The 24,913-nt window shown below is 70.6% G+C and carries 12 protein-coding genes, 3 rRNA genes and 1 pseudogene; 11 read left to right on the top strand and 5 right to left on the bottom strand.

Translation table 11 applies throughout. From position 1 onward, the window contains the following. Positions 1–33: 33 nt before the first annotated feature. A complete protein-coding gene (locus EKH77_RS04860) occupies positions 34–4,836 on the top strand; it encodes a hypothetical protein (RefSeq protein ID WP_126913202.1) in 4,803 nt (1,600 codons plus the stop codon). Between the two features lie 74 nt (positions 4,837–4,910). Here EKH77_RS04860 and EKH77_RS04855 read toward each other — a convergent pair. Further along, positions 4,911–5,255 (bottom strand): annotated as a pseudogene (locus EKH77_RS04855) (hypothetical protein); the annotation flags it as partial. A gap of 275 nt (positions 5,256–5,530) precedes the next feature. Between EKH77_RS04855 and EKH77_RS04850 the strand changes: the two are divergent. The 4 genes from EKH77_RS04850 to EKH77_RS04835 all read left to right on the top strand — a co-directional run bounded on the left by EKH77_RS04850 (position 5,531) and on the right by EKH77_RS04835 (position 9,539). Then, positions 5,531–7,789, top strand: coding sequence for a sensor histidine kinase (locus tag EKH77_RS04850; RefSeq protein ID WP_126913201.1), 2,259 nt, complete (start codon positions 5,531–5,533; stop codon positions 7,787–7,789). Continuing rightward, a complete protein-coding gene (locus EKH77_RS04845; RefSeq protein ID WP_126913200.1) occupies positions 7,786–8,247 on the top strand; it encodes a roadblock/LC7 domain-containing protein in 462 nt (153 codons plus the stop codon). The genes EKH77_RS04850 and EKH77_RS04845 overlap by 4 nt, the downstream gene beginning before the upstream one ends. Positions 8,248–8,426: 179 nt before the next feature. Further along, positions 8,427–8,786 (top strand): DUF742 domain-containing protein, encoded by a 360-nt coding sequence (locus tag EKH77_RS04840; protein WP_240667694.1) that lies wholly within the window; start codon positions 8,427–8,429, stop codon positions 8,784–8,786. A 144-nt stretch (positions 8,787–8,930) separates the two neighbouring features. Next, the gene (locus EKH77_RS04835; protein ID WP_126913198.1) at positions 8,931–9,539 is read left to right on the top strand and encodes a GTP-binding protein; all 609 of its coding nucleotides are present in this window, start codon (positions 8,931–8,933) and stop codon (positions 9,537–9,539) included. A 15-nt stretch (positions 9,540–9,554) separates the two neighbouring features. Here the strand turns inward: EKH77_RS04835 and EKH77_RS04830 are convergent, their stop codons facing one another. Both EKH77_RS04830 and EKH77_RS04825 read right to left on the bottom strand, forming a co-directional pair. After that, positions 9,555–10,340: a M15 family metallopeptidase gene (locus EKH77_RS04830; RefSeq protein ID WP_126913197.1), complete on the bottom strand. Its 786-nt coding sequence runs from the start codon at positions 10,338–10,340 to the stop codon at positions 9,555–9,557. Between the two features lie 143 nt (positions 10,341–10,483). Then, positions 10,484–12,844 (bottom strand): glycoside hydrolase family 31 protein, encoded by a 2,361-nt coding sequence (locus tag EKH77_RS04825; protein WP_126913196.1) that lies wholly within the window; start codon positions 12,842–12,844, stop codon positions 10,484–10,486. A gap of 212 nt (positions 12,845–13,056) precedes the next feature. On the opposite strand from EKH77_RS04825, the gene EKH77_RS04820 reads away from it, so the two are divergent. Next, positions 13,057–15,072 carry an acetoacetate--CoA ligase gene (locus tag EKH77_RS04820; protein WP_126913195.1) on the top strand — a complete coding sequence of 672 codons (2,016 nt, stop codon included), beginning with the start codon at positions 13,057–13,059 and terminating at the stop codon, positions 15,070–15,072. 78 nt (positions 15,073–15,150) lie between these two features. After that, positions 15,151–16,029 carry a hypothetical protein gene (locus EKH77_RS04815; protein WP_126913194.1) on the top strand — a complete coding sequence of 293 codons (879 nt, stop codon included), beginning with the start codon at positions 15,151–15,153 and terminating at the stop codon, positions 16,027–16,029. Positions 16,030–16,098: 69 nt separating this feature from the next. On the opposite strand, the gene ptsP is transcribed toward EKH77_RS04815, so the two are convergent. Then, positions 16,099–17,769, bottom strand: a complete 1,671-nt coding sequence (gene ptsP, locus EKH77_RS04810; RefSeq protein WP_126913193.1) for a phosphoenolpyruvate--protein phosphotransferase — start codon at positions 17,767–17,769, stop codon at positions 16,099–16,101. A 103-nt stretch (positions 17,770–17,872) separates the two neighbouring features. Beyond that, positions 17,873–18,322, bottom strand: coding sequence for a PTS sugar transporter subunit IIA (locus tag EKH77_RS04805; protein ID WP_126913192.1), 450 nt, complete (start codon positions 18,320–18,322; stop codon positions 17,873–17,875). A 620-nt stretch (positions 18,323–18,942) separates the two neighbouring features. On the opposite strand from EKH77_RS04805, the gene EKH77_RS04795 reads away from it, so the two are divergent. From EKH77_RS04795 to EKH77_RS04780, 4 genes are all read left to right on the top strand, one after another. Further along, positions 18,943–20,466 (top strand): 16S ribosomal RNA (locus tag EKH77_RS04795). A 276-nt stretch (positions 20,467–20,742) separates the two neighbouring features. Beyond that, positions 20,743–23,865, top strand: a 23S ribosomal RNA gene (locus EKH77_RS04790). Between the two features lie 75 nt (positions 23,866–23,940). After that, positions 23,941–24,057: ribosomal RNA gene (rrf, locus tag EKH77_RS04785) — 5S ribosomal RNA — on the top strand. Together the 16S, 23S and 5S rRNA genes form the textbook arrangement of a ribosomal RNA operon. Before the next feature lie 168 nt (positions 24,058–24,225). After that, entirely contained in the window at positions 24,226–24,816 is a 591-nt protein-coding gene (locus tag EKH77_RS04780; RefSeq protein ID WP_126913190.1) for a CDP-alcohol phosphatidyltransferase family protein, read from the top strand. Positions 24,817–24,913 lie beyond the last annotated feature (97 nt).

Genomic DNA, 24,913 nt, shown 5'->3' with positions numbered 1-24,913 from the left:
CAACCAGAGACAAGCAAACGAGAGTCCGCCGCCATGTACGAGCTGTCCCGGGTCCGCCTCTACTCCATCGGGCCCGCCGGCGCGCGCTACGCCGACACCGTGCTGGACCTGCGCGGGGTCGGCGCTCCGGTGCCGAACCCCGCGCCCACGCAGGCGGAGTTCTTCCAGGACGAGCCCGTCGGCCCGCCGCGCCGCCCCGCGCCCGCCGGCGTGCTCTTCCTGGAGAACGGCGGCGGCAAGTCCGTCCTCCTCAAGCTGATCTTCTCGGTGATGCTGCCGGGCCACCGCAACACCCTGGGCGGCGCCAGCTCCGGCGTGCTCCGCAAGTTCCTCCTCGCCGACGACTGCGGCCACGTCGCCCTGGAGTGGCAGCACGTCCTCACCGGCGAGAGCGTCGTCGTCGGCAAGGTCAGCGAGTGGCGCGGCCGCCAGGTCTCCAACGACCCCCGCAAGTTCGCCGAGGCCTGGTACTCCTTCCGGCCCGGCCCCGGCCTCAGCCTGGACTCGCTGCCCGTCGCCGAGTCCACCGCGATGCGCCCCAAGGCGGACGGCGCCTCCGGCGCCCGGGGCCGCCGCCGCACCATGAAGGGCTTCCGCGACGCCCTCACCGAGGCCGGCAAGGCCTACCCCAACCTGGACGTGGTGTGGGAGGAGATCCACGAGCGCTGGAACGAGCACCTCGGCGAGCTGGGCCTGGACCCCGAGCTGTTCCGCTACCAGCGCGAGATGAACGCCGACGAGGGCGAGGCCGCCGGCCTCTTCGCCGTCAAGAACGACTCCGACTTCACCGATCTGCTGCTGCGCGCGGTCACCGACACCCGGGACACCGACGGCCTCGCCGACCTGGTGCACGGCTTCGCCCACAAGCTGGGCCGCCGCGCCGAGCTGACCGCCGAACGGGACTTCACCGCCGGCTCCCTCGACCTCCTCACCCGGATCGCGGAGGCCGCCGAGCAGCGCGACCGGGCCCGGGGCGTCCACACCGGCGCCGAGCGCCGCACCCGCCTCCTCGCCCGCCGGCTGTCCGCGCGCGGCGCCGAGGAGCGCGGCCGCGCCGTCGAGCTCGCCGAGCGGGTCGCCGCCGCCGCGCACGCCGTCACCGACGCCGAGACCGGGCGCGGCCGCGCCTCCCTGGTCGCCGCCGAACTCGCCTACCGCCACGCCTCCCTGGCGCTGGCCGCCGCCGAGAAGGCCGCCGCCGCCCAGCGCCGCGAGCTCAACGACGCCCGTACGCTGCACTCCGCCTGGCAGGCCGCCGAGACCGTGCTGCGCCACCGCGCCGCCGCCGACCGCTCCGCGCGCGTCGCCGCCGCCATCCACGAGGCCGAGCGGGACGCCGCCCCGGCGCTGGCCGCCCGCTCGCTGGCCGCCGCCGAGCTGGTCCGGGCCCTGAACACCGCCGCCGAGCAGGGCGAGCGGCTCGCCGACGAGATGGAGGAACGGTCCGCCACCCTCCAGGAGGCCGGCGAGGCCGCCCACCGGGACGCCACGTCGGCCGCCACCGAGGCCCAGCGTGCCCGCAGCGAAGCGGGCCATCTGCGCCAGCGTCTCGCCGAGGTCGAGCAGGAGACCGCCGAGGCGGTCCGCGCCGGCTGGATCGACGACAGCGGCCCCGACGCCGACCCGGCCCGTGCCGCGCTCGCCGCCAGCGACGCCGAGAAGCCGGCCGTCGCCGCCTACGAGGCCGCCCGCGAGAGCGCCCGGCAGGCCGCCGAGCGCGCGAAGGAGGCCGCCGCGGCCGAGGGCCGCGCCGAGCTCGCCGCCGCACGCGCCGCGGACGCGGCGACGGCGGCGGAGTCCGCCCACGACGCCGAGCGCCGGGCGGCGGAGTCCATCGGCGCCGACCGGCGCCTCGCCGAACTCCTCGGCCTGCCCGAGCCCCAGCCCTCCGGGCAGGTCCCGGGGCAACGCGGCGCCTCCGGCGCCCGGGGCACGGATACTGGCACGCCCGCCGGTACGGGCGCCGCGCCCGGCAGCGCCGGCGACGGCCTCGTGCCGGGCGAGCCCGGCGGGCCGCTCCCGGCGGACGCCGCGCACGGCAGCGCACCCGGCACCGCGCACAGCGGCGGCACCCGGCGCGGCAGCGCACCCGGCAGCGCGCCCGGTGGGGCGCTCACCGCCGAGGAGCTCGACCGCAGCGCCGACGCCCTGCGCGAGCTGCTCGACGAGAACGTCGCCGCCGCCGAACGGCAGCTGTTCGACCTGCGCACCGCCGCCGCCGACGACTCCCGCATCCTCGGCGCCCTCGGCGACGGCGGACTGCTGCCGGCCGGCCCCGACGTGCTGGCCGCCGTCGAGTACCTCGGCGAGCACGGCATCCCCGCCCTGCCCGGCTGGCGCTACCTCGCCCAGTCCGTCGACCCGGCCCGGCACGCGGCCGTCCTGGCCGCCCGCCCCGAGCTCGTCGACGGCGTCGTCATCACCGACACCGACTCGCACGCCCGGGCCCGCGAGGTGCTCGGCGCGGCCTCCCTGCTGCCGCGCTCGGCCGTGGCCGTCGGCACCGCCGCCGCGCTGCTCGCGCCCGCCCCCGAGGGCGAGGCCGGCGACGGCGTGTTCCTCGTCCCGCCGAACCCGGCCATGCACGACGAGCGCGCCGCCGACGAGGAGCGGCACGCCCTGCGCGAGCGGGCCCTGGCCCGCGACGAGGAGATCCGGACCGTCGCGGCCCGCCTCGCCGGCGACCGCACGCTCGCCGCCCGCCTCTCGTCCTGGCGCGCCGGCTGCCCCGCCGGGCGGCTCGCCGAGCTCGCCGCCGAGGCCGGGCGCTGCCGCGCCGCCGCCGACACCGCCCAGGACACCCTGGCCGAGGCCCGTACCGCCCGCGCCGAGGCCGACCAGGCCGCCACCGAGGCGGCCCGGGAGCGCGACGAGCGCCAGGAGACCGCCCAGCGCGCCCGCCGCGTCGCCGACGCCCTCGCCGGCCTCGCCTACCGGCTGCGCGAGCGCGCCACCTGGCAGAGCAGGCTGCGCGAACTGGCCGAGGAGGCCGCCGAGGCCGAGGAGCGCGCCGAGATCTGCGTGGACCGGGCCCGCGCCGCCGACGAGGACCGCCGCGCCGCCCAGCGCGCGGCCGACGACGCCCACCGCACCGCCCGCGCCCTGCGCGCCGAGCGCGCGGAGATCGCCGGCGCCCCCGACGACGTCGCCGAGGCCGCCGACGCCCCCACCGCCTCCCTGCCCGCCCTCCGCGAGGCCTACCGCGCCGCCTCCCAGCTCTACGAGAAGGTCGGCGTCGGCGCCGACCTGCGCGCCGAACAGGCCCGCGCCGAGAGCGACGAGACCGCCGCCCGCGCCGAACTCGACCGCCTCACCAACAAGGTGCGCACCCGCGCCGCCCAGCTCCTGGAGGGCACCGACGGCGCCGACGGCCCGTCCCGCCAGGCCGCCGCCGCCCGCGCCGAATCGCTCGTGACGATGCTGGAGTCCCGCGCGTCCGCCGCCAGCGAGCAGCTCGGCCGGCTGCGCGGCGAGGCCGAGCGCCTCGCCCCCGCCGACGGCGAGGCCCACACCGAGCTCCCCGAGGAGCTCGTGCCCGACGGCGCCGAGCGGGCCAAGGAGCTGCTGCGCACCGCCACCGGCGAGCTCACCGCCCGCACGGAGGCCCTGGAGGCCGCCCGCACCGCCCACGGCGACCTGCTGCGCGCCCACCGCGCCGCCGAGGACGCCGCGACCGGCTTCGACGACACGGCCGCGCTCCTGCGCGACCTGCTGCGCGACAACACCGGCGAGGACGACGCCGAGCAGCCCGAGCCGTACACCGGGACGCTGGAGGAGGCCCGGCAGGCCGCCGCCGAGAGCCGGCGCTCCCTGCGCGGCTGCGCGGGCGACCTGTCGGCCGCCGAGGCCGCCGTCCGCGAGGCGAGCGACGTGCTCGTCCGGCACGCCAACTCCACCCGCTACGAGCACGTGCGCACCCCCGCACGCCAGCAGATCCGCGAACTGCCCGCCGCCGCCCTGCCCGAGCACGCCACCGCCTGGGCCGAGGCCTTCGCGCCCCGCCTGCGCGTCCTCACCGACGAGCTGGAGCAGCTGGAGCGCAACCGCGACAGCATCGTCGACCGGCTGCGCGGGCTGGTGGAGTCCTCGCTGACCACCCTGCGCTCCGCGCAGCGTCTCTCCCGGCTGCCCGAGGGCCTGGGGGAGTGGTCCGGACAGGAGTTCCTGCGCATCCGCTTCGAGGACCCCGACCAGGCCACGCTCACCGAGCGGCTCGGCGAGGTCATCGACGAGGCGACCCGCTCCGCCGTCAAGAAGAACTCCGACCTGCGCCGCGACGGCATGTCGCTGCTGCTGCGCGGTGTGCAGGCGGCGCTGCTGCCGCGCGGCGTGGCCGTGGAGATCCTCAAGCCGGACGCCGTGCTGCGCGCCGAGCGCGTGCCGGTCCGGCAGATGGGCGACGTGTTCTCCGGCGGCCAGCTGCTGACCGCCGCCATCGCGCTGTACTGCACCATGGCGGCGCTGCGCAGCAACGACCGGGGCCGCGACAAGCAGGCGCACGCGGGCACGCTGTTCCTCGACAACCCCATCGGCCGCGCCAACGCCACGTACCTGCTGGAGCTCCAGCGGGCCGTCGCCGACGCGCTGGGCGTCCAGCTGCTCTACACCACCGGCCTGTTCGACACGACGGCCCTCGCCGAGTTCCCGCTGGTCATCCGGCTGCGCAACGACGCGGACCTGCGGGCGGGCCTGAAGTACATCAGCGTCGAGGAGCACCTGCGCCCGGGCCTTCCGCAGCCCCAGGACCCGGAGGCGGAGAAGGTGCACGGCGAGATCACGGCCACGCGCATGTACGTCCGCCCGGCGGACGACACGGCGGAGGCGGCACACGCCTGACCCGGCCCGTGGGCCGACGACCTGTGGTCGTCGGCCTACGGCCCCTCCGGGCTGACCGCCCCCGGAAAGCGTGCCCGCCGTGCCTTACGCATGGCCCGCGCCGAACTGCTCGGCACGGACACCACACCGTGCCGCTGGAGCCACACCTGCCGCGTCACCCACACATCGAGCACCGCCCACGTCGCGGCCACCGTCCCCGCCACCGCGCACAGCACGGCCGGCAGGACCAGCCACGTGCCGGCGAGGCCGAACAGCACCGTCACCGTGGTCACCTCCAGCGTCCCCGCGATGACGAGGACCGCCCGCACGGCGGACGAACGCACCGGATCGGGCATACGCGGCCTGCGCGCCGGCTCCTCGACCCACAAGGGCCTGCGCGCGCCCGATTCATGGGACGAGACGTCACGTTCCAGGTCCATGGCGGCTCACCTCCCCCTGTGGCTGCCCCGCACGGGTTCTCCCGAAGCGCCCGGAACAGCCCCGCCTCCCCTGTAAGGGAAGAGCGAACGGGACGCCCGGAAGGTTCCCACGGAACGGGGAGAAATCCGGCCGGACCGATGTGCCCCGGACGTACTGGCCTTCGAGCCGGGTACTTCGCAGTAGTAGGCTCACGGCGCATCACTGTCGCCACGATCTGTCGCCACGATCCGTCGGAACACCATCCCCGTGCGCCGGGGTTGACGTAGGGGAGGCCATGCGCTTTCGCGGGAAGTCGATCCGCCGGAAGATCGTGGCGCTGCTCCTGGTGCCCCTGGTGTCCCTGACCGGCCTGTGGGTCTTCGCCACCGTCATCACCGGCAACGAGGCCGTCCAGTTGATGGAGGCCGCCGATGTCATGCGGACCGTCGGCTACCCCGCCGGGGACATGATCCGCACCCTCCAGAAGGAGCGCCGGCAGACCCTGGTCCACCTCGCCGACCCCGGCCGCGCCGACGTCCTCGACGAACTGCGCGCCGAGCAGCGCGCCACCGACAAGGCGGTCGCCGCCTTCCGCGCCGGCATCCACGGCGACGTGCGCGAGGACATGAGCGCCACCGCCGCCCGGCGCTTCGGCATCCTGGAGAAGTCCCTCGACGGGCTCCCCGGCCTGCGCCGCAAGGCCGAGGACGCCGACCTCACCCGCTACGCCGCCTTCCAGGCCTACAACGACATCATCGAGCCCTACTACGACTTCCTCGGCAGCCTCGCCGCCCTCCAGGACGCCGAGACGGACCGGCAGAGCCGCGCCATGGTGGGCCTGGGCCGCGCCCGCGAGGCCGTCGCCCGCGAGGACGCCCTGCTGGCCGCCGCCCTCGCGGCGGGCAGCATGAGCCGTCAGGATCTACGCGCGTTCTCCGATCACATCGCCGAACGCCGGACCCTCTACAACACCCACCTCGCCGTGCTGCCCGTCGCCGAGCAGAAGACCTATGAGGACTACTGGCGCGGCACCAACGCCGAGGCGCTGCGCGCCACCGAGGACACCGTCGTCCTCGCCGGCTCCGCCCGGGCCCCCCACACCATCGACGCCCGGCGCTGGCAGAGCACCGTCACGCCCGTCCTCGACGACCTCGGCCGGATGAGCACCGAGGCCATCGACCGCTTCAGCGCCCGGGTGCGGCCCGTCGCCCTCGGCGTCATCACCAAGGCCGTCGTCGCCGGGATCCTCGGCCTGATCGCCTTCGTCTGCACCGTCGTCATCTCCTTCCGCGTCGGACGGGGCCTCGTCAAGGACCTCCACCGACTGCGCAAGGAGGCCCACGAGGCGTCGGGCGTCCGGCTGCCGGCCGTGATGCGCCGCCTCGCGGCGGGCGAGCGCGTCGACGTCGAGGCCGAGGTGCCCCGGATCGCCCGCGGGACCGACGAGCTCGGCCAGGTCGGCCAGGCCCTCGACACCCTCCAGCGGGCCGCCGTCGAGGCGGCCGTCAAACAGGCCGACCTGCGGCGCGGCGTCTCCGACGTCTTCGTCAACCTCGCCCGCCGCAACCAGATCCTGCTGCACCGTCAGCTGACCCTGCTCGACGCCATGGAACGCCGCACCGAGGACACCGACCACCTCGCCGACCTCTTCCGCCTCGACCACCTCACCACCCGGATGCGCCGCCACGCCGAGGGCCTGGTCATCCTCTCCGGCGCCGCCCCCTCCCGGCAGTGGCGTAAGCCCGTCCCGCTGATGGACGTCGTCCGGGCCGCCGTCGGCGAGGTCGAGGCGTACGAGCGGATCGAGGTGCGCCGGCTGCCGCGGCTGGCCCTCGACGGCCCCGCCGTCGCCGACCTCACCCACCTCCTCGCCGAGCTCCTCGAGAACGCCACCGTCTTCGCACCGCCCCACACCGCCGTCCACGTCCTCGGCGAGCGCGTCCCCAACGGCTTCGCGCTGGAGATCCACGACCGGGGCCTGGGCATGGGCGCCGACGCGCTGCTGGAGGCCAACCTCCGCCTCGCCGATCCTGTCGAGTTCGAGCTGTCCGACACCGACCGCCTCGGCCTGTTCGTCGTCGGCCGGCTCGCCCGCCGCCAGGGCGTCCGCGTCTCCCTCCAGCCCTCCCCGTACGGCGGCACCACGGCCGTCGTGCTCATCCCGTCGGCGCTGCTCAGCGAGAGCGCCCCGGGCGGCACGCGGGCCGACCGGGAGGACACCGGCGGCCGGCACGTCGTCCGGACCCCGGCCCGCCGGGCGGTGTTCCCCGAGGAGACCCACCAGCAGGCCGCCGACGGCCCCCACGACGAGCGCACCCCCACCGGCGGCCTGCCCCGGCGCGTCCGGCAGGCCAGCCTCGCCCCACAGCTGCGGGAGCCCGCCCCGGCGGAAGCCCCCCGCACCCCTCCCGTCCCGGAGCCCGACCGCGACGCCGAGGAGGTGCGGGCCAGGATGGCCGCCCTCCAGCGCGGCTGGCAACGGGCACGGGAGGACAATGAGATGACGACGAGCACCACAGCACCAGGAACGACAACTGAGGGGGACGGTCGATGACCGCACACCAGGCCGCGATACGCAACACTCCGTCCGCGACGGGCGAGGCCCGCCCGGGCGCCGGATCCGGCGAGCTCAACTGGCTCCTCGACGACCTCGTCGAGCGCGTCGGCAGCGTCGGCAAGGCGCTGGTGCTCTCCAGCGACGGTCTGGCCAAGGGCAGCTCCAAGGGCCTGAGCCAGGAGGACGGCGAGCACCTGGCCGCCGTCGCCTCCGGCTTCCACAGCCTCGCCAAGGGCGTGGGCCGCCACTTCTCGGCGGGCGAGGTCCGCCAGACCATGGTCGAGCTGGACCGGGCGTTCCTGTTCGTCACCGCCGCCGGCGACGGCAGCTGTCTGGCCGTCATCGCCGACGCCGACTCCGACATCGGCCAGGTCGCCTATGAGATGACGCTGCTCGTCAAGCGGGTGGGCGCGCACCTGGCGACCGCTCCGCGCACCGGCGTCGCCGGCGAGTGACCGGCGGTATGACCGAGGACCCCACCGCGTTCCCGCGGCAGACACCCTCCGGGCCCACGGCCGGGACCACCGGCCGGTGGGGTCCGGCCACCCGCCCGGGCGGGGCGCGCGCGGGCGAGCACACCGCCCGGCGGGCCGACGAGCACACCGCCCAGTGGTACGACGACGCGGCGGGCCCCGTGGTCCGTCCGTACACGATGACCCGGGGCCGCACCAAGCCCCCGGCCGAGGAGCGGCTCGACCTGATCGCGCTCGTCATCGCCGAGGAGTTCCTGCTGGCCCACCCCGGCGGCGCCTACGCGATCGCCGACCGGACCCTCTCGCCGGAACACCTCGACATCGCCGACCTCGCCCGCCGCGAGCCCCACTCCATCGCGGAGCTCGCGGCCACGCTGGACCTGCCGGTGGGCGTGGTCCGGGTCCTGGTCGGCGATCTCATCGACGCCGGGTACGTCCGCATCTCCCGCCCGGTCCCGCCGGCGGAGCTGCCCGACGCGGGCATCCTCCGCGAGGTGATCGACGGCCTGCGCGCGCTGTGAGGCCGGCCGGCCCATGGCCGGGGGCCGGAAGGGGGTTGAACAGACCGCCGTCCATACGGAACGATCTCTACCGAGGGGGAGCACGGGGGGCACGACCACGGGGGAGCGCCATGCCGCACCGACCCTGCATTCGGAGGAAATCCCATGGTTTTCGGGCGCCCTGACCGCGGAATACGGCCGCAGACCGAGCCGCTGACCCTCAAGCTCCTGGTCGCCGGCGGCTTCGGCGTCGGCAAGACCACGCTGGTCGGCTCCGTCAGCGAGATCAGGCCCCTGCGCACCGAGGAGCTGCTGACCGAGGCGGGCCGCCCGGTCGACGACATCTCGGGCGTCGAGGCCAAGCGCACCACCACCGTCGCCATGGACTTCGGCCGCATCACCCTCCGCGAGGACCTCGTCCTCTACCTCTTCGGCACCCCCGGCCAGGACCGCTTCTGGTTCCTGTGGGACGAACTGGCCCAGGGCGCCCTCGGCGCCGTCGTCCTCGCCGACACCCGGCGGCTGGCCGACTGCTTCGCCGCCGTCGACTACTTCGAACGCCGCGGCATCGCCTTCACCCTCGCCGTCAACTGCTTCGACGGCGCACCCCGCCACTCCGCCGAAGCCGTCCGCGACGCCCTCGACCTCGACCCCGACGTCCCCGTGGTGATGTGCGACGCCCGCGAACGCGACTCCGTGAAGCGCGTCCTCGTCTCCGTTGTCGAACACGCCCTGGCCACCGGCATCACCGCCCGCCGCCCGGCGACGGTCTGAGGACGCCCGGACGGGTCAGCGCACGGGGAAGTCGAAATACGTGCCCGGGTACGGCTCACCGCGCAGCGTGTAGTGCCACCACTCCTCCGGGAGGTTGACGAACCCCGCGCCCTCCATCACCGACTTCAGCCGCAGCCGGTTGGCGCGCTGCCGGCCCTCGATCCGGGGATCGAGGGTGTGGGCGAGGGTGTCGAAGCAGTCGAAACCCGTGCCCATGTCCACGGAATTGTCGGGAAAACGCTGCCACCGGGGAGCGAAGCACGGCACGAGCGGCTCACCGGGCACATACGGGCGCGTGGGCCACGCCGGCCGCCGCACGATCGTCAGGTCCATCGTGCTGCCCCTGCTGTGCCCGGACTTCGCCGCGATGTAGCCGTCCTCGAACAGCCGCGACTTGGCCACCCGCGGATAGAACTCCGCCTTCATCCGCTCGTCGCCCAGATCCTTCGCCCACGCCACGAAGTCGTTCACCGCGCGCTGCGGCCGGTAGCAGTCGTACACCTTGAGCGAGAGCCCCTGCCGCAGCAACACCCGCTGCGCCCGCCGCAGCGCCTCGGCGGCGGGGCGGGTGAGCAGGCACTTCGGGCGTTCGTAGCCGTCGATCCGGTGACCGGTGAAGTTGTGCGGGGTGAAGTACCGCATCTCCTGAACGATCGTCGGATCGACGTCGGCGAGGGCGACGAACCCCGGCGGCGGCTGGGCCCCGGCCGGGGCCGCGTGGGCGGTTGAGCCGGACACCCTGGTGCCCAGCACCGTAAGGAGCGGGACCAGCATCCGCGCAAGGAGAGGGAATCTCGGCATGCCCCACGGTTATCAGCTACCGGGGCGCGGCGGAAGAGGAACGCGGGCCCAGGGGCGGAGCCCCGACGGCCGCTCCGGGGGGGCCGGGGGCTTGCCCCGGGAAACGGTGAAAGGGCGGGGCTGGGGCATCCTCACCGCGGGGGTCACCCCCGCACCCGCACCCGATACCCCACCTCCCGCGACCCCTCCCGCTCCACCGTCACCACCCCACCCCGCGACCGCGTCGTAAACCGCACCACCTCCGCGCCGGCACCGGCACCCGCCCCCGCATCACGGATGAGCACCCCGCCCCCCGTACGCCCCGGAGCCGGCGCCCACACCTCCAGCTCCACCTCCCCGTCCGCACCCGCCACCGGGATCACCGACCCCGCCCGCGCCAGCACCGGAACGCGCGACAACGGCGCGTCCAGAAGGATCTGCCCCGGACCCTCGTGCGCCCGGCCCGTCGCCGTGTCGTACCAGAGGCCGCGCGGCAGCCGCACCGCCCGCTGATCCGCCCCCAGCTCCAGCACCGGCGCCACCAGCAGCGAATCCCCCAGCAGGAACGCGTCCTCGCAGTCCCGCAGCGCCCGGTCCTCCGGCGAACGCCACCACACCGGCCGCACGTACGGCGCTCCCGTGCGCTGCGCGAGATGCGCCAGCGTCACGAAATACGGCAGCAGCCGCGCCCGCTCCCGCAGCGCCGCCCCCGCGTGCTCCAGCACCTCCGCCCCGAACTCCCACGGCTCCCGCCGCCCCGCCGAGATCGCCGCGTGCGTACGGAACAACGGCAGATACGCGCCCAGCTGGAACCACCGCAGATACAGCTCCGGCGACGGGAACCCCGTGAACCCCCCGACGTCCGGCCCCGAATACGGCACCCCGCACAACCCCAGGCCCAGCACCAGCGCCAGCGACGCCCGCAACCCCGGCCAGCCCGTCGCCACGTCCCCCGACCACGTCCCGCCGTAGCGCTGCATCCCCGCCCAGCCCGAGCGCGAGAAGACGAACGGCCGCTCCTCCGGCCGCAGCTCCCGCAGCCCCTCGTAACCGGCCCGGGCCATCCCCAGCCCGTACACGTTGTGGGCCTCCCGGTGGTCGCCGCCCCGGCCCTCCAGCGCGTGCCGCGCCGAGCGCGGCAGCGTCGGATCCCCGAACGCCGCGAACGACACCGGCTCGTTCATGTCGTGCCACACCCCGGAGAACCCCTGCGCCAGCCGCTCCGCGTACAGCCCGCCCCACCACGCGCGCGCCTTCGGGTCCGTGAAGTCCGGGAAGACGCACTCGCCCGGCCACACCTCGCCACGCACCTCACGCCCCCGCGCGTCCGTCACGAACACCCCCGCCGCCACCCCCGTGTCATACTCCGCCAGCCCCGGCTCCGCCTTCACCGCCGGGTCGACGATCGACACCAGCCGCACCCCCTCCTCCTTCAGCTCCGCCGCCAGCCCCGGCAGATCCGGGAAACGCTCCCGGTCCACCGTGAACACCCGGTGCCCCCGGTAGTGGTCGATGTCCAGGTGCACCGCCGACAGCGGCAGCCCCCGCTCCCGGTAGCCGCTCACCACCCGCCGCACCTCCCGCTCGCTGCCGAAGCCCCAGCGGGCGTGCTGATACCCCAGCGCCCACGCCGGCGGCAGCGCCGCACCCCCCGTCAGCGCCGCCCAGCCGTGCAGCACCCGCGCCGGGGTGCCCACCATCACCCAGTAGCGCAGCGGACCGCCGTCCATCCGCGTCTCGCAGCGCCCCGGCCGGTCGTGCCCCGAACCCGCCCCCTCCTCGCCCTCCCACAGCGTGACCCGGCCGTCCCAGGTGTTGTCGTGGAACACCAGATGCGTCCCCGCGTCCGCCACCACCAGCTGCACCGGCATCGTGATGTACAGCGGGTCGTCCCCCGGCCCGAACGCCCCGCCCGGATCGGTGTTCCACAGCCGGTACACGCCGTCCCGCAGCCGCGGCCCCGACGCCCGCCCGCCCAGCCCGAAGAACCGCGCGTCCGCCGCCACCTCCGAACGCTGCACCCACCGCCCGCCCGCCGCCGCGCCCGCCGGCTCCCACCAGCGCGGCGCCAGATCGCGCCGCAGCACCACCCCGCCCGGCGTGCGCACCTCCACCGTGCCGTGCCGGGACACCGCCACCAGCACCCGCTCCGAGACCACCCGCCAGCCGCCGTCCGTGTCCGGCTCCAGCACCGCCCGCTCGTCCGCCTCCGGACAGGCGCCCGCCAGCGCGTACGACGGCTCCGGCACCGCCCCGTCCCAGCCGCAGAACACCGCGCCGCCCGCCGCCACCCGCACCCGCAACGAGGACCGGGCGAACCGCACCACCCCGCCCCCCGGCTCCGGGTCCGCGCCCTGCGCCACCCCCGGCACCCGGGCCCGCGCCGCCCCCTGCCGGGGCAGCCCCACCGCGTCCACCCGGTGCCGCCGCCAGGCCGACCGCACGGACCGCAGCCCCTGGGCGCTCCCCACCGCGCGCAACGAGGTCATCCACTTCACCGATCGCACAAGGTCACCCGCGTTCATGTCGCTCACCCTGCCACCCGCCCCGGCACCCCCGCGCACCCTTCGCCCCCCGTTCACCCCCGCAAGGAGGTGTGCCCTCCCGCGACGGTGTGACACCGGCCCTGGTGCATTGAGTCGATCACATGGCATCGTCCTCACAGCCACCGCACGCGCGCACCCCCGTTCGTGCGCACGGCTCCGCCCACGACGCGCAGAAGCCCGGGAGCAGCCACATGACCACCGCACCGCAGCCCGTCGAACAGCCCGAGCCCCTGTGGCGGCCCGGCGCGGACCGCGTCGCAGGCGCACAGGTCACCCGCTTCCACGCCCAAGCCGCCGAACACCACGGCGCGCCCGCCCCCGTCCCCGGCGACCCCGTCGCGAGCTACGCGGCCCTCCACCGCTGGTCCGTGGCCGAACCCGAGACCTTCTGGCAGGCCGTCACCGAGTGGTGCGACGTCCGCTTCAGCACCCCTTACGAGCGCGTCCTCGCCGATGCGGCCATGCCCGGCGCCCGCTGGTTCCCCGGCGCCACCCTCAACTACGCCGAGCACGCCCTGCGCACCGCCGAGGACCCCGCGCGAGCCGGTGAACCCGCTCTGCTGCACGTCGACGAGACCCACGACCCCCGCCCCGTCACCTGGGCGGAACTCCGCCGCCAGGTCGGCTCGCTCGCCGACGAGCTGCGCCGCCTCGGTGTCCGCCCCGGCGACCGCGTCAGCGGCTACCTGCCCAACGTCCCGCAGGCCGTCGTCGCCCTCCTCGCCACCGCCGCCGTCGGCGCCGTCTGGACCTCCTGCGCCCCCGACTTCGGCGCCCGAAGCGTCCTCGACCGCTTCCAGCAGGTCGAGCCCGTCGTCCTCTTCACCGTCGACGGCTACCACTACGGCGGCAAGCGCCACGAGCGCGCCGACGTCGTCGCCGCCCTCCGCGCCGAGCTCCCGACCCTGCGCGCCGTCGTCCACATCCCGCTGCTCGGCACCCCGGCCCCCGAGGGCACCCTCGAGTGGGACGCGCTGACCGCCGCCGACACCGAACCGGTCTTCGAGCAGCTCCCCTTCGATCACCCGCTGTGGGTCCTGTACTCCTCCGGCACCACCGGGCTGCCCAAGGCCATCGTCCAGTCCCAGGGCGGCATCCTTGTCGAACACCTCAAGCAGCTCTCCCTCCACTGCGACCTCGGCCCCGGCGACCGCTTCTTCTGGTACACCTCCACCGGCTGGATGATGTGGAACTTCCTCGTCTCCGGCCTCCTGGTGGGCGCGACCGTCGTCCTCTACGACGGCAGCCCCGGCCACCCCACCACCGACGCCCAGTGGCGCGTCGCCGAACGCACCGGCACCACGCTCTTCGGCACCTCCGCCGCCTACGTCATGGCCTGCCGCAAGGCCGGCGTCCACCCCGGCCGCGACCTCGACCTCTCCCGCGTCCGCTGCGTCGCCACCACCGGCTCCCCGCTGCCGCCCGACGGCTTCCGCTGGATCCACGACGAGTTCGTTGAGAGCGCAGGGGACATGTGGATCGCCTCGGTCAGCGGCGGCACGGACGTCTGCAGCTGCTTCGCCGGCGCCGTCCCCACCCTCCCCGTGTACATCGGCGAACTCCAGGCCCCCTGCCTGGGCACGGACCTCCAGGCCTGGGACGCCCACGGCAAGCCCGTCGTCGACGAGGTCGGCGAGCTCGTCGTCACCAACCCCATGCCCTCCATGCCCATCCACTTCTGGAACGACCCCGACGGCCACCGCTACCGCGAGAGCTACTTCGAGATGTTCCCGGGCGTCTGGCGGCACGGCGACTGGATCACCCTCACCTCCCGCGGCACCGTCGTCATCCACGGCCGCTCCGACTCCACCCTCAACCGCCAGGGCGTACGGATGGGCTCCGCCGACATCTACGAGGCCGTGGAACGCCTCCCCGAGATCCGCGAATCCCTCGTCATCGGCGTCGAACGACCCGACGGCGGCTACTGGATGCCCCTCTTCGTCCACCTCGCGCCGGGCGCCCGACTGGACGACGAGCTGCTCGACCGCATCAAGAGCACCATCCGCCGGCAGCTCTCCCCGCGCCACGTCCCCGACGAGGTCATCGAAGTCCCCGCCATCCCCCACACGCTGACCGGCAAGCGCATCGAGGTCCCGGTCAAGCGGCTCCTCCAGGGCACCCCCCTGGAGAAGGCGGTCAACCCCGGGTCCGTGGACGACGCCGAACTGCTGGGCTTCTACGAGCGCCTGGCCCGCGAACGCGGCTGACCAGGGGGGACGGGCCGTTGTCAGTACCCTCGATTACGCTGCGTAGCGATTGATCCACGCAGCGCAGAGGGGGAGCTCATGCCGCGCACAGACAACGGCCGCAGGACCGACGAGGGCCGGAAGCGACTGACCGCACGCCGCAGGCTGCGCCACGAGACACCCAGCACCGTGGCCGTCCTCGCCGACGAGACGGACTTCGCCGCCATGCGGCGATACCGCAGCTTCCGCTTCGACGACCACGCCGGCTACCTCCGCCAGGTCGACGGCCTGCTCAGAGCACTCGCCTCCCAGGGCACCCACATCAGCCTCACCCTCTTCGACCCCACCGCTTACGAGGAGTACTGCGCCGACATCCGCCTCGACCCCGACACCCCCACCAGCCGCACCCGCTACACCGCCGACATCGCGGCGACCGGCGCCCGCCTCACCTACGACGGCCGCCCCCTCACCCGCCTGCTGCCCGACCTCGTCCGCGAAGCCGAACAACAGGCGACCTGGGAATACGCCTCCGCCCTCCTCGAACCCGGGGAGGACGCGGGCCGGGCGGCCTTCGCCCGCGCGTCGAAGCTCCTGCGCCGCCTCATCGAAACGGCGGGCGACGGCAGACACCACCTCGTGTGCAGCGTCTCCACGCTCGACGCCGCGAACACCCCGCTGGTCGCCGTCGTCGAAGCCGAGTGCGACGGGGGACTGCTGCGCCTCGGGGAATCGGCGGCACTGCTCTTCTGCACGGTCCTCGCGGCGGGCATCACTCTGGGCAGCCCCGGCGGCGTCGTCCTGCGCACCATCCGCCCCGGCGAACCCGAGACGGTCCGCGGCTGGTGCCTGGACAGCGCCGGACTACGCCCCCTGACGACGGGCGAGGTCTTCGCCGCCTACTGCACCGACGCCGACACCGGCGAACCCGTACCCCCGGAGCACGGCGTCGAGTACCTGGGGGGACTGCCGCTCGAATAGCGAACAGAAAAAGAGGAGGGGTGCCCCACCGAAGGCAGGGCACCCCTCACTCACCGAACAACATCGGGCTCACTCGCCCGACAGCACCGCCTGCGCGGCCAGACGCGCCTCCTCGGCGGAGTCCGTCGCACGAGCGGCCGCCGCGGCACGCTCGCACTGCGCCAGCGTGTGCTTGGCCAGCGTCGCCCGCACGTACGGGATCGACGCCGCGCCCATGGACAGGCTGGTCACGCCCAGACCCGTCAGCACACAGGCCAGCAGCGGGTCGGACGCCGCCTCACCGCAGACGCCACAGCTCTTGCCCTCGGCCTTGGCGGCCTCCGCGGAAAGGGCCACCAGGTCGAGCAGTGCCGGCTGCCACGGGTCCTGCAGACGCGAGACCGCGCCCACCTGACGGTCGGCGGCGAACGTGTACTGCGCCAGGTCGTTCGTACCCAGCGACAGGAACTCGACCTCCTGAAGGATCGAGCGCGCCCGCAGCGCGGCGGAGGGGATCTCCACCATCGCACCGAACTTCGCCTGCAGCCCGGCCTCACGGCACGCGTCCGCGAACGCCTTGGCGTCCGTGCGGTCCGCCACCATGGGGGCCATGACCTCGAGGTAGACCGGCAGACCCTCGGCCGCCTTGGCCAGCGCGGTGAGCTGCGTGCGCAGCACCTCCGGGTGGTCCAGCAGCGTCCGCAGGCCGCGCACGCCGAGCGCCGGGTTGGGCTCGTCGGCCGGGGTCAGGAAGTCCAGCGGCTTGTCCGCGCCCGCGTCCAGCACGCGCACGACCACACGGCCCTCGGGGAACGCCTCCAGCACCTTGCGGTACGCCTCGACCTGCTTGGCCTCGGACGGCGCCTTCGCGCTGTCGTCCAGGAAGAGGAACTCGGTACGGAACAGGCCCACGCCCTCCGCACCCGCCTCGACCGCGGCCGGCACGTCCGCCGGACCGCCGATGTTCGCCAGCAGCGGCACCTTGTGGCCGTCGGACGTCGCACCCGGACCGGACGACGCGGCGAGCGCCGCCTTCCGCGCCTCGGCCGCCTCGGTCAGCTCGGTGCGCTTCTCCTCGCTCGGGTCGACGAAGACGTCACCCGTGCTGCCGTCCACGGCCACCACCGTGCCCTCGGCGAGCTCACCGGCGCCGGGCAGCGCCACCACGGCCGGCACCCCGAGCGCCCGCGCCAGGATGGCGGAGTGACTGGTCGGCCCGCCCTCCTCGGTCACGAAGCCCAGCACCAGCGTCGGGTCCAGCAGCGCGGTGTCGGCCGGCGCCAGGTCCCGCGCGATCAGCACATACGGCTCGTCGCTGTCCGGCACACCGGGCATCGGCACGCCCAGCAGCCGCGCCACGATGCGGTTGCGCACGTCGTCGAGGTCGGCCACCCGGCCGGCCAGGTACTCACCGGCGTTGGCGAGCAGCGCCCGGTAGGCGGCGAACGCGTCGTACACCGCGCGCTCGGCGGTGCTGCCGACGGTGATGCGGCGGTCGACGTCGGCCATCAGCTCGGGGTCCTGGGCCATCATGGCCTGGGCCTCCAGCACGTGCTGGGCCTCGCCGCCCGCCAGGTTGCCGCGCGCGATGAGATCGGCGGCGACGGCCTCGACGGCCTGCCGCGCGCGCCCCTGCTCACGCGGCGCCTCGTCCGCCGGGATCTGCTTGGCCGGCGGCTCCAGGACCGCCGTGCCCATGTGCCGGACCTCGCCGATCGCCACACCGTGGCTCACGCCGACGCCTCGCAGCGTTGTCTCCATTTCACGTCTCCGGTTGATTGCGGCGGCCATGGAACACGGCCGCCGCGGTGGATGTCGTACGCGCCGTCCGTCCGGACGGCTCAAGATCACCGAAGGTGAAAGGTCACTGCCAGGAGAAGAGGGCGTCGCCGGCCTTCACGTCGCCGTCCTCGACGACGGCGCCCAGCGAGTCGGCGGTCGCCTCGAGCGCGACGACGGGGCAGACCGGGGACTTGCCGGACTCCTCGACGGCGACCGGGTTCCAGCGCACGATCTCCTGGCCGCGCGTGACGGTGTCGCCCTTGTTGACGAGCAGCTCGAAGCCCTCGCCATTGAGCTGAACGGTGTCGATGCCGAGGTGCGTCAGCACTCCATGGCCTTCGCCGTCGACGACGACGAAGGCGTGGGGGTGGAGCGAGACGATGACGCCGTCGACCGGGGAAACCGCGGCGTGCGGCTCACGGACCGGGTCGATAGCGGTACCGGGTCCCACCATCGCGCCGGAGAAGACCGGATCGGGCACTGCCGCGAGTCCGATGGCGCGTCCGGCGATCGGGGACGACACGGTGGTCATGGGAAGCCTCCCAGAGGTGGAGAATCATCACGCGCCGTCACTACCTGTCCTGGACGGCGCACTGGTCGGAAGCCTAAGTCATAGGAACTGAGGATTCCGCACGAGCGTGCGCGCTGCGCGCACGCGAGAGCCGTGTGCGGTGCGTAATCGATTTGCCTGTGCCCGGCAGGCGCTGTACTGTCGGGTTCCTGCCCACGACCGAGGCCCGCAGCGAGAGCTGCTGGCGAGGTGGGGGCGGCACTCCACTGGATGAGATCCTTCCCGGATCCGCTGCCGTGTGCCCGCATGCCTTTGTGTATGCATGGTGAACGAGGCGGAAACGGGGCCGGAAAAGTCCTGATAGAGTGTGAAGCACCGAAGGGAAGCCCGGAGGAAAGCCCCAGTAAACACTGTGGGTGAGTACAAAGGAAGCGTCCGTTCCTTGAGAACTCAACAGCGTGCCAAAAGTCAACGCCAGATATGTTGACACCCCGTCCATCTCGATGGATGAGGTTCCTTTAAAAAGTCCTCTGCTCTTGATTGAGTGGGGGCAACACACAGCGAGGACGCTGTGAACGACCGGGCCTATTCCGCCTGGTTGTTCCGCTCAACGCGAGTGTGAACCGGATTACCGGTAAACATTCACGGAGAGTTTGATCCTGGCTCAGGACGAACGCTGGCGGCGTGCTTAACACATGCAAGTCGAACGATGAAGCCCTTCGGGGTGGATTAGTGGCGAACGGGTGAGTAACACGTGGGCAATCTGCCCTGCACTCTGGGACAAGCCCTGGAAACGGGGTCTAATACCGGATATGACTACTGACCGCATGGTTGGTGGTGGAAAGCTCCGGCGGTGCAGGATGAGCCCGCGGCCTATCAGCTTGTTGGTGGGGTGATGGCCTACCAAGGCGACGACGGGTAGCCGGCCTGAGAGGGCGACCGGCCACACTGGGACTGAGACACGGCCCAGACTCCTACGGGAGGCAGCAGTGGGGAATATTGCACAATGGGCGAAAGCCTGATGCAGCGACGCCGCGTGAGGGATGACGGCCTTCGGGTTGTAAACCTCTTTCAGCAGGGAAGAAGCGAAAGTGACGGTACCTGCAGAAGAAGCGCCGGCTAACTACGTGCCAGCAGCCGCGGTAATACGTAGGGCGCAAGCGTTGTCCGGAATTATTGGGCGTAAAGAGCTCGTAGGCGGCTTGTCGCGTCGGATGTGAAAGCCCGGGGCTTAACCCCGGGTCTGCATTCGATACGGGCAGGCTAGAGTTCGGTAGGGGAGATCGGAATTCCTGGTGTAGCGGTGAAATGCGCAGATATCAGGAGGAACACCGGTGGCGAAGGCGGATCTCTGGGCCGATACTGACGCTGAGGAGCGAAAGCGTGGGGAGCGAACAGGATTAGATACCCTGGTAGTCCACGCCGTAAACGTTGGGAACTAGGTGTGGGCGACATTCCACGTCGTCCGTGCCGCAGCTAACGCATTAAGTTCCCCGCCTGGGGAGTACGGCCGCAAGGCTAAAACTCAAAGGAATTGACGGGGGCCCGCACAAGCAGCGGAGCATGTGGCTTAATTCGACGCAACGCGAAGAACCTTACCAAGGCTTGACATACACCGGAAACGGCCAGAGATGGTCGCCCCCTTGTGGTCGGTGTACAGGTGGTGCATGGCTGTCGTCAGCTCGTGTCGTGAGATGTTGGGTTAAGTCCCGCAACGAGCGCAACCCTTGTCCTGTGTTGCCAGCATGCCCTTCGGGGTGATGGGGACTCACAGGAGACTGCCGGGGTCAACTCGGAGGAAGGTGGGGACGACGTCAAGTCATCATGCCCCTTATGTCTTGGGCTGCACACGTGCTACAATGGCCGGTACAATGAGCTGCGATGCCGTGAGGTGGAGCGAATCTCAAAAAGCCGGTCTCAGTTCGGATTGGGGTCTGCAACTCGACCCCATGAAGTTGGAGTTGCTAGTAATCGCAGATCAGCATTGCTGCGGTGAATACGTTCCCGGGCCTTGTACACACCGCCCGTCACGTCACGAAAGTCGGTAACACCCGAAGCCGGTGGCCCAACCCTTGTGGAGGGAGCCGTCGAAGGTGGGACTGGCGATTGGGACGAAGTCGTAACAAGGTAGCCGTACCGGAAGGTGCGGCTGGATCACCTCCTTTCTAAGGAGCACATAGCCGACTGCGAGCGAATGACTCGCACGGTTGCTCATGGGTGGAACGTTGACTATTCGGCACAGTTCTTGAGGATTCACTAGTACTGCTTCGGCGTGGAACGTGAAACCTGGGAATTGGGTCGGGCACGCTGTTGGGTGTCTGAGGGTACGGGCCTTATGGTCCGGCACCTTCGACGCCGGCCCCGGTAAAGGTCTGCTTCGGCAGGGTGTGACGGGTGGCTGGTCGTTGTTTGAGAACTGCACAGTGGACGCGAGCATCTGTGGCCAAGTTTTTAAGGGCGCACGGTGGATGCCTTGGCACCAGGAACCGATGAAGGACGTGGGAGGCCGCGATAGGCCCCGGGGAGCTGTCAACCGAGCTTTGATCCGGGGGTGTCCGAATGGGGAAACCCGGCAGTCGTCATGGGCTGTCACCCGCTGCTGAACACATAGGCAGTGTGGAGGGAACGCGGGGAAGTGAAACATCTCAGTACCCGCAGGAAGAGAAAACAACCGTGATTCCGGGAGTAGTGGCGAGCGAAACCGGATGAGGCCAAACCGTATGTGTGTGATACCCGGCAGGGGTTGCGCATGCGGGGTTGTGGGATCTCTCTTTCATGGTCTGCCGGCCATGAGACGAGTCAGAAACCGTTGATGTAGGCGAAGGACATGCGAAAGGTCCGGCGTAGAGGGTAAGACCCCCGTAGCTGAAACATTAGCGGCTCGTTTGAGAGACACCCAAGTAGCACGGGGCCCGAGAAATCCCGTGTGAATCTGGCGGGACCACCCGCTAAGCCTAAATATTCCCTGGTGACCGATAGCGGATAGTACCGTGAGGGAATGGTGAAAAGTACCGCGGGAGCGGAGTGAAATAGTACCTGAAACCGTGTGCCTACAAGCCGTGGGAGCGTCGCGCATCGAGCTTGCTCGGTGCGTCGTGACTGCGTGCCTTTTGAAGAATGAGCCTGCGAGTTTGCGGTGTGTTGCGAGGTTAACCCGTGTGGGGAAGCCGTAGCGAAAGCGAGTCCGAATAGGGCGATTGAGTAGCGCGCCCAAGACCCGAAGCGGAGTGATCTAGCCATGGGCAGGTTGAAGCGGAGGTAAGACTTCGTGGAGGACCGAACCCACCAGGGTTGAAAACCTGGGGATGACCTGTGGTTAGGGGTGAAAGGCCAATCAAACTCCGTGATAGCTGGTTCTCCCCGAAATGCATTTAGGTGCAGCGTCGTGTGTTTCTTGCCGGAGGTAGAGCACTGGATAGGCGATGGGCCCTACCGGGTTACTGACCTTAGCCAAACTCCGAATGCCGGTAAGTGAGAGCGCGGCAGTGAGACTGTGGGGGATAAGCTCCATGGTCGAGAGGGAAACAGCCCAGAGCATCGACTAAGGCCCCTAAGCGTACGCTAAGTGGGAAAGGATGTGGAGTCGCAGAGACAACCAGGAGGTTGGCTTAGAAGCAGCCACCCTTGAAAGAGTGCGTAATAGCTCACTGGTCAAGTGATTCCGCGCCGACAATGTAGCGGGGCTCAAGCGTACCGCCGAAGTCGTGTCATTGCAGTACATACCCCCAACGGGGACTGTGATGGGTAGGGGAGCGTCGTGTGCCGGGTGAAGCAGCCGTGGAAACGAGTTGTGGACGGTTCACGAGTGAGAATGCAGGCATGAGTAGCGATACACACGTGGGAAACGTGTGCGCCGATTGACTAAGGGTTCCTGGGTCAAGCTGATCTGCCCAGGGTAAGTCGGGACCTAAGGCGAGGCCGACAGGCGTAGTCGATGGACAACCGGTTGATATTCCGGTACCCGCTTTGAAACGCCCAATATCGAATCAGGCGATGCTAAGTCCGTGAAGCCGCCCTGGAGTCTTCGGACAAAGGGGAGTGGTGGAGCCGACGAACCAGACTTGTAGTAGGTAAGCGATGGGGTGACGCAGGAAGGTAGTCCAGCCCGGGCGGTGGTAGTCCCGGGGTAAGGGTGTAGGGCGTTGTCCAGGTAAATCCGGACAGCATGAAGCCTGAGACCTGATGCCGAGCCGATTGTGGTGAAGTGGATGATCCTATGCTGTCGAGAAAAGCCTCTAGCGAGTTTCATGGCGGCCCGTACCCTAAACCGACTCAGGTGGTCAGGTAGAGAATACCGAGGCGTTCGGGTGAACTATGGTTAAGGAACTCGGCAAAATGCCCCCGTAACTTCGGGAGAAGGGGGGCCATTTCTGGTGATGAGCTTCGCGCTCTGAGCTGGGGGTGGCCGCAGAGACCAGCGAGAAGCGACTGTTTACTAAAAACACAGGTCCGTGCGAAGCCGTAAGGCGATGTATACGGACTGACGCCTGCCCGGTGCTGGAACGTTAAGGGGACCGGTTAGCTCCATTTCGGTGGGGCGAAGCTGAGAACTTAAGCGCCAGTAAACGGCGGTGGTAACTATAACCATCCTAAGGTAGCGAAATTCCTTGTCGGGTAAGTTCCGACCTGCACGAATGGCGTAACGACTTCTCGACTGTCTCAACCATAGGCCCGGTGAAATTGCACTACGAGTAAAGATGCTCGTTTCGCGCAGCAGGACGGAAAGACCCCGGGACCTTTACTATAGCTTGATATTGGTGTTCGGTTCGGCTTGTGTAGGATAGGTGGGAGACTGTGAAGCATGCACGCCAGTGTGTGTGGAGTCGTCGTTGAAATACCACTCTGGTCGTGCTGGATGTCTAACCTGGGTCCGTGATCCGGATCAGGGACAGTGTCTGGTGGGTAGTTTAACTGGGGCGGTTGCCTCCTAAAGGGTAACGGAGGCGCCCAAAGGTTCCCTCAGCCTGGTTGGCAATCAGGTGTTGAGTGTAAGTGCACAAGGGAGCTTGACTGTGAGACCGACGGGTCGAGCAGGGACGAAAGTCGGGACTAGTGATCCGGCGGTGGCTTGTGGAAGCGCCGTCGCTCAACGGATAAAAGGTACCCCGGGGATAACAGGCTGATCTTCCCCAAGAGTCCATATCGACGGGATGGTTTGGCACCTCGATGTCGGCTCGTCGCATCCTGGGGCTGGAGTCGGTCCCAAGGGTTGGGCTGTTCGCCCATTAAAGCGGTACGCGAGCTGGGTTTAGAACGTCGTGAGACAGTTCGGTCCCTATCCGCTGTGCGCGTAGGAGTCTTGAGAAGGGCTGTCCCTAGTACGAGAGGACCGGGACGGACGAACCTCTGGTGTGCCAGTTGTCCTGCCAAGGGCATGGCTGGTTGGCTACGTTCGGGAGGGATAACCGCTGAAAGCATCTAAGCGGGAAGCCTGCTTCGAGATGAGGACTCCCACCCACTTGATGGGGTAAGGCTCCCAGTAGACGACTGGGTTGATAGGCCAGGTGTGGAAGACCGGTAACGGTTGGAGCTGACTGGTACTAATAGGCCGAGGGCTTGTCCTCAGTTGCTCGCGTCCACTGTGTTAGTTCTGAAATAACGAACATCCAAAGTGCCGGATGACGTTAATTTCATAGTGTTTCGGTGGTCATAGCGTTAGGGAAACGCCCGGTTACATTCCGAACCCGGAAGCTAAGCCTTTCAGCGCCGATGGTACTGCAGGGGGGACCCTGTGGGAGAGTAGGACGCCGCCGAACTCCTTTTAGAGAAAGCCCTGGTGGGGACACTGTCCCCACCAGGGCTTTTTTGCGTTGTGCGGCCGTCGCCGCCCCCTCTGCGTGACCCCCGGACGGCTGGGGGTAAGGTCAGGGGGAATCGTTGGTACATATCCCCAGTCGGTACATATCCCCACAGGAGGCCCCCGGGTGGAGGTCCAGGAGACGCGCGTCCAGACCGACCGTGTCCTCACCATCCCGAACATCCTCAGCATGGCGCGCCTCGTCGGCGTTCCCCTTTTCCTGTGGCTGATTCTTCAGAAGTACGACGGCTGGGCGCTCCTCGTCCTGGCGCTCAGCGGTGTCAGCGACTACCTCGACGGAAAGCTCGCCCGGCGCTGGAATCAGGTCAGCAGCCTCGGCCGGCTGCTCGACCCGGCCGCCGACCGGCTCTATGTCCTCTCCACCCTCTTCGGTCTGACCTGGCGTGAAATCCTTCCGCTCTGGCTGACCGTCGCCCTGCTGGCCCGTGAGGCGATGCTGCTGGTCATGGTGGGGATCCTGAGGCGTCACGGCTATCCGCCGCCCCAGGTGAACTTCCTCGGCAAGGCCGCGACCTTCAACCTGATGTACGCCTTCCCGTTGCTGCTTCTCAGTGATGGATCCGGCTGGCTCTCGTCACTCGCCGCGATTTTCGGATGGGCGTTCGCCGGATGGGGTACAACCCTCTATTGGTGGGCAGGGATCCTCTACGTGGTCCAGGTCCGCCGACTCGTCCGGGCGGATGCCACGGCCGACTGATCTCGCCGTAGTCCCCAGCCCCACCGGGCAGGAGCCCCAGCGGGCGCGCGCGGACGCGCGGCCTCGGCCGGGCTCGTCGGGCGGTTTCGTCGGCATG

It is taken from the genome of Streptomyces luteoverticillatus (genome assembly GCF_003970715.1).
GTDB lineage: Bacteria > Actinomycetota > Actinomycetes > Streptomycetales > Streptomycetaceae > Streptomyces > Streptomyces abikoensis.
This window is presented reverse-complemented; position numbering and strand designations above follow the sequence as displayed.

Excerpts from the sequence above, each read along its gene's own strand:
- ptsP (WP_126913193.1), bottom strand. The coding sequence starts at position 17,769 with ATGGAGACAACGCTGCGAGGCGTCGGCGTGAGCCACGGTGTGGCGATC.
- EKH77_RS04815 (WP_126913194.1), top strand. The coding sequence starts at position 15,151 with ATGCCGCGCACAGACAACGGCCGCAGGACCGACGAGGGCCGGAAGCGA.
- EKH77_RS04830 (WP_126913197.1), bottom strand. The coding sequence starts at position 10,340 with ATGCCGAGATTCCCTCTCCTTGCGCGGATGCTGGTCCCGCTCCTTACG.
- EKH77_RS04825 (WP_126913196.1), bottom strand. The coding sequence starts at position 12,844 with ATGAACGCGGGTGACCTTGTGCGATCGGTGAAGTGGATGACCTCGTTG.
- EKH77_RS04845 (WP_126913200.1), top strand. The coding sequence starts at position 7,786 with ATGACCGCACACCAGGCCGCGATACGCAACACTCCGTCCGCGACGGGC.
- EKH77_RS04850 (WP_126913201.1), top strand. The coding sequence starts at position 5,531 with ATGCGCTTTCGCGGGAAGTCGATCCGCCGGAAGATCGTGGCGCTGCTC.
- EKH77_RS04805 (WP_126913192.1), bottom strand. The coding sequence starts at position 18,322 with ATGACCACCGTGTCGTCCCCGATCGCCGGACGCGCCATCGGACTCGCG.
- EKH77_RS04835 (WP_126913198.1), top strand. The coding sequence starts at position 8,931 with ATGGTTTTCGGGCGCCCTGACCGCGGAATACGGCCGCAGACCGAGCCG.
- EKH77_RS04860 (WP_126913202.1), top strand. The coding sequence starts at position 34 with ATGTACGAGCTGTCCCGGGTCCGCCTCTACTCCATCGGGCCCGCCGGC.
- EKH77_RS04820 (WP_126913195.1), top strand. The coding sequence starts at position 13,057 with ATGACCACCGCACCGCAGCCCGTCGAACAGCCCGAGCCCCTGTGGCGG.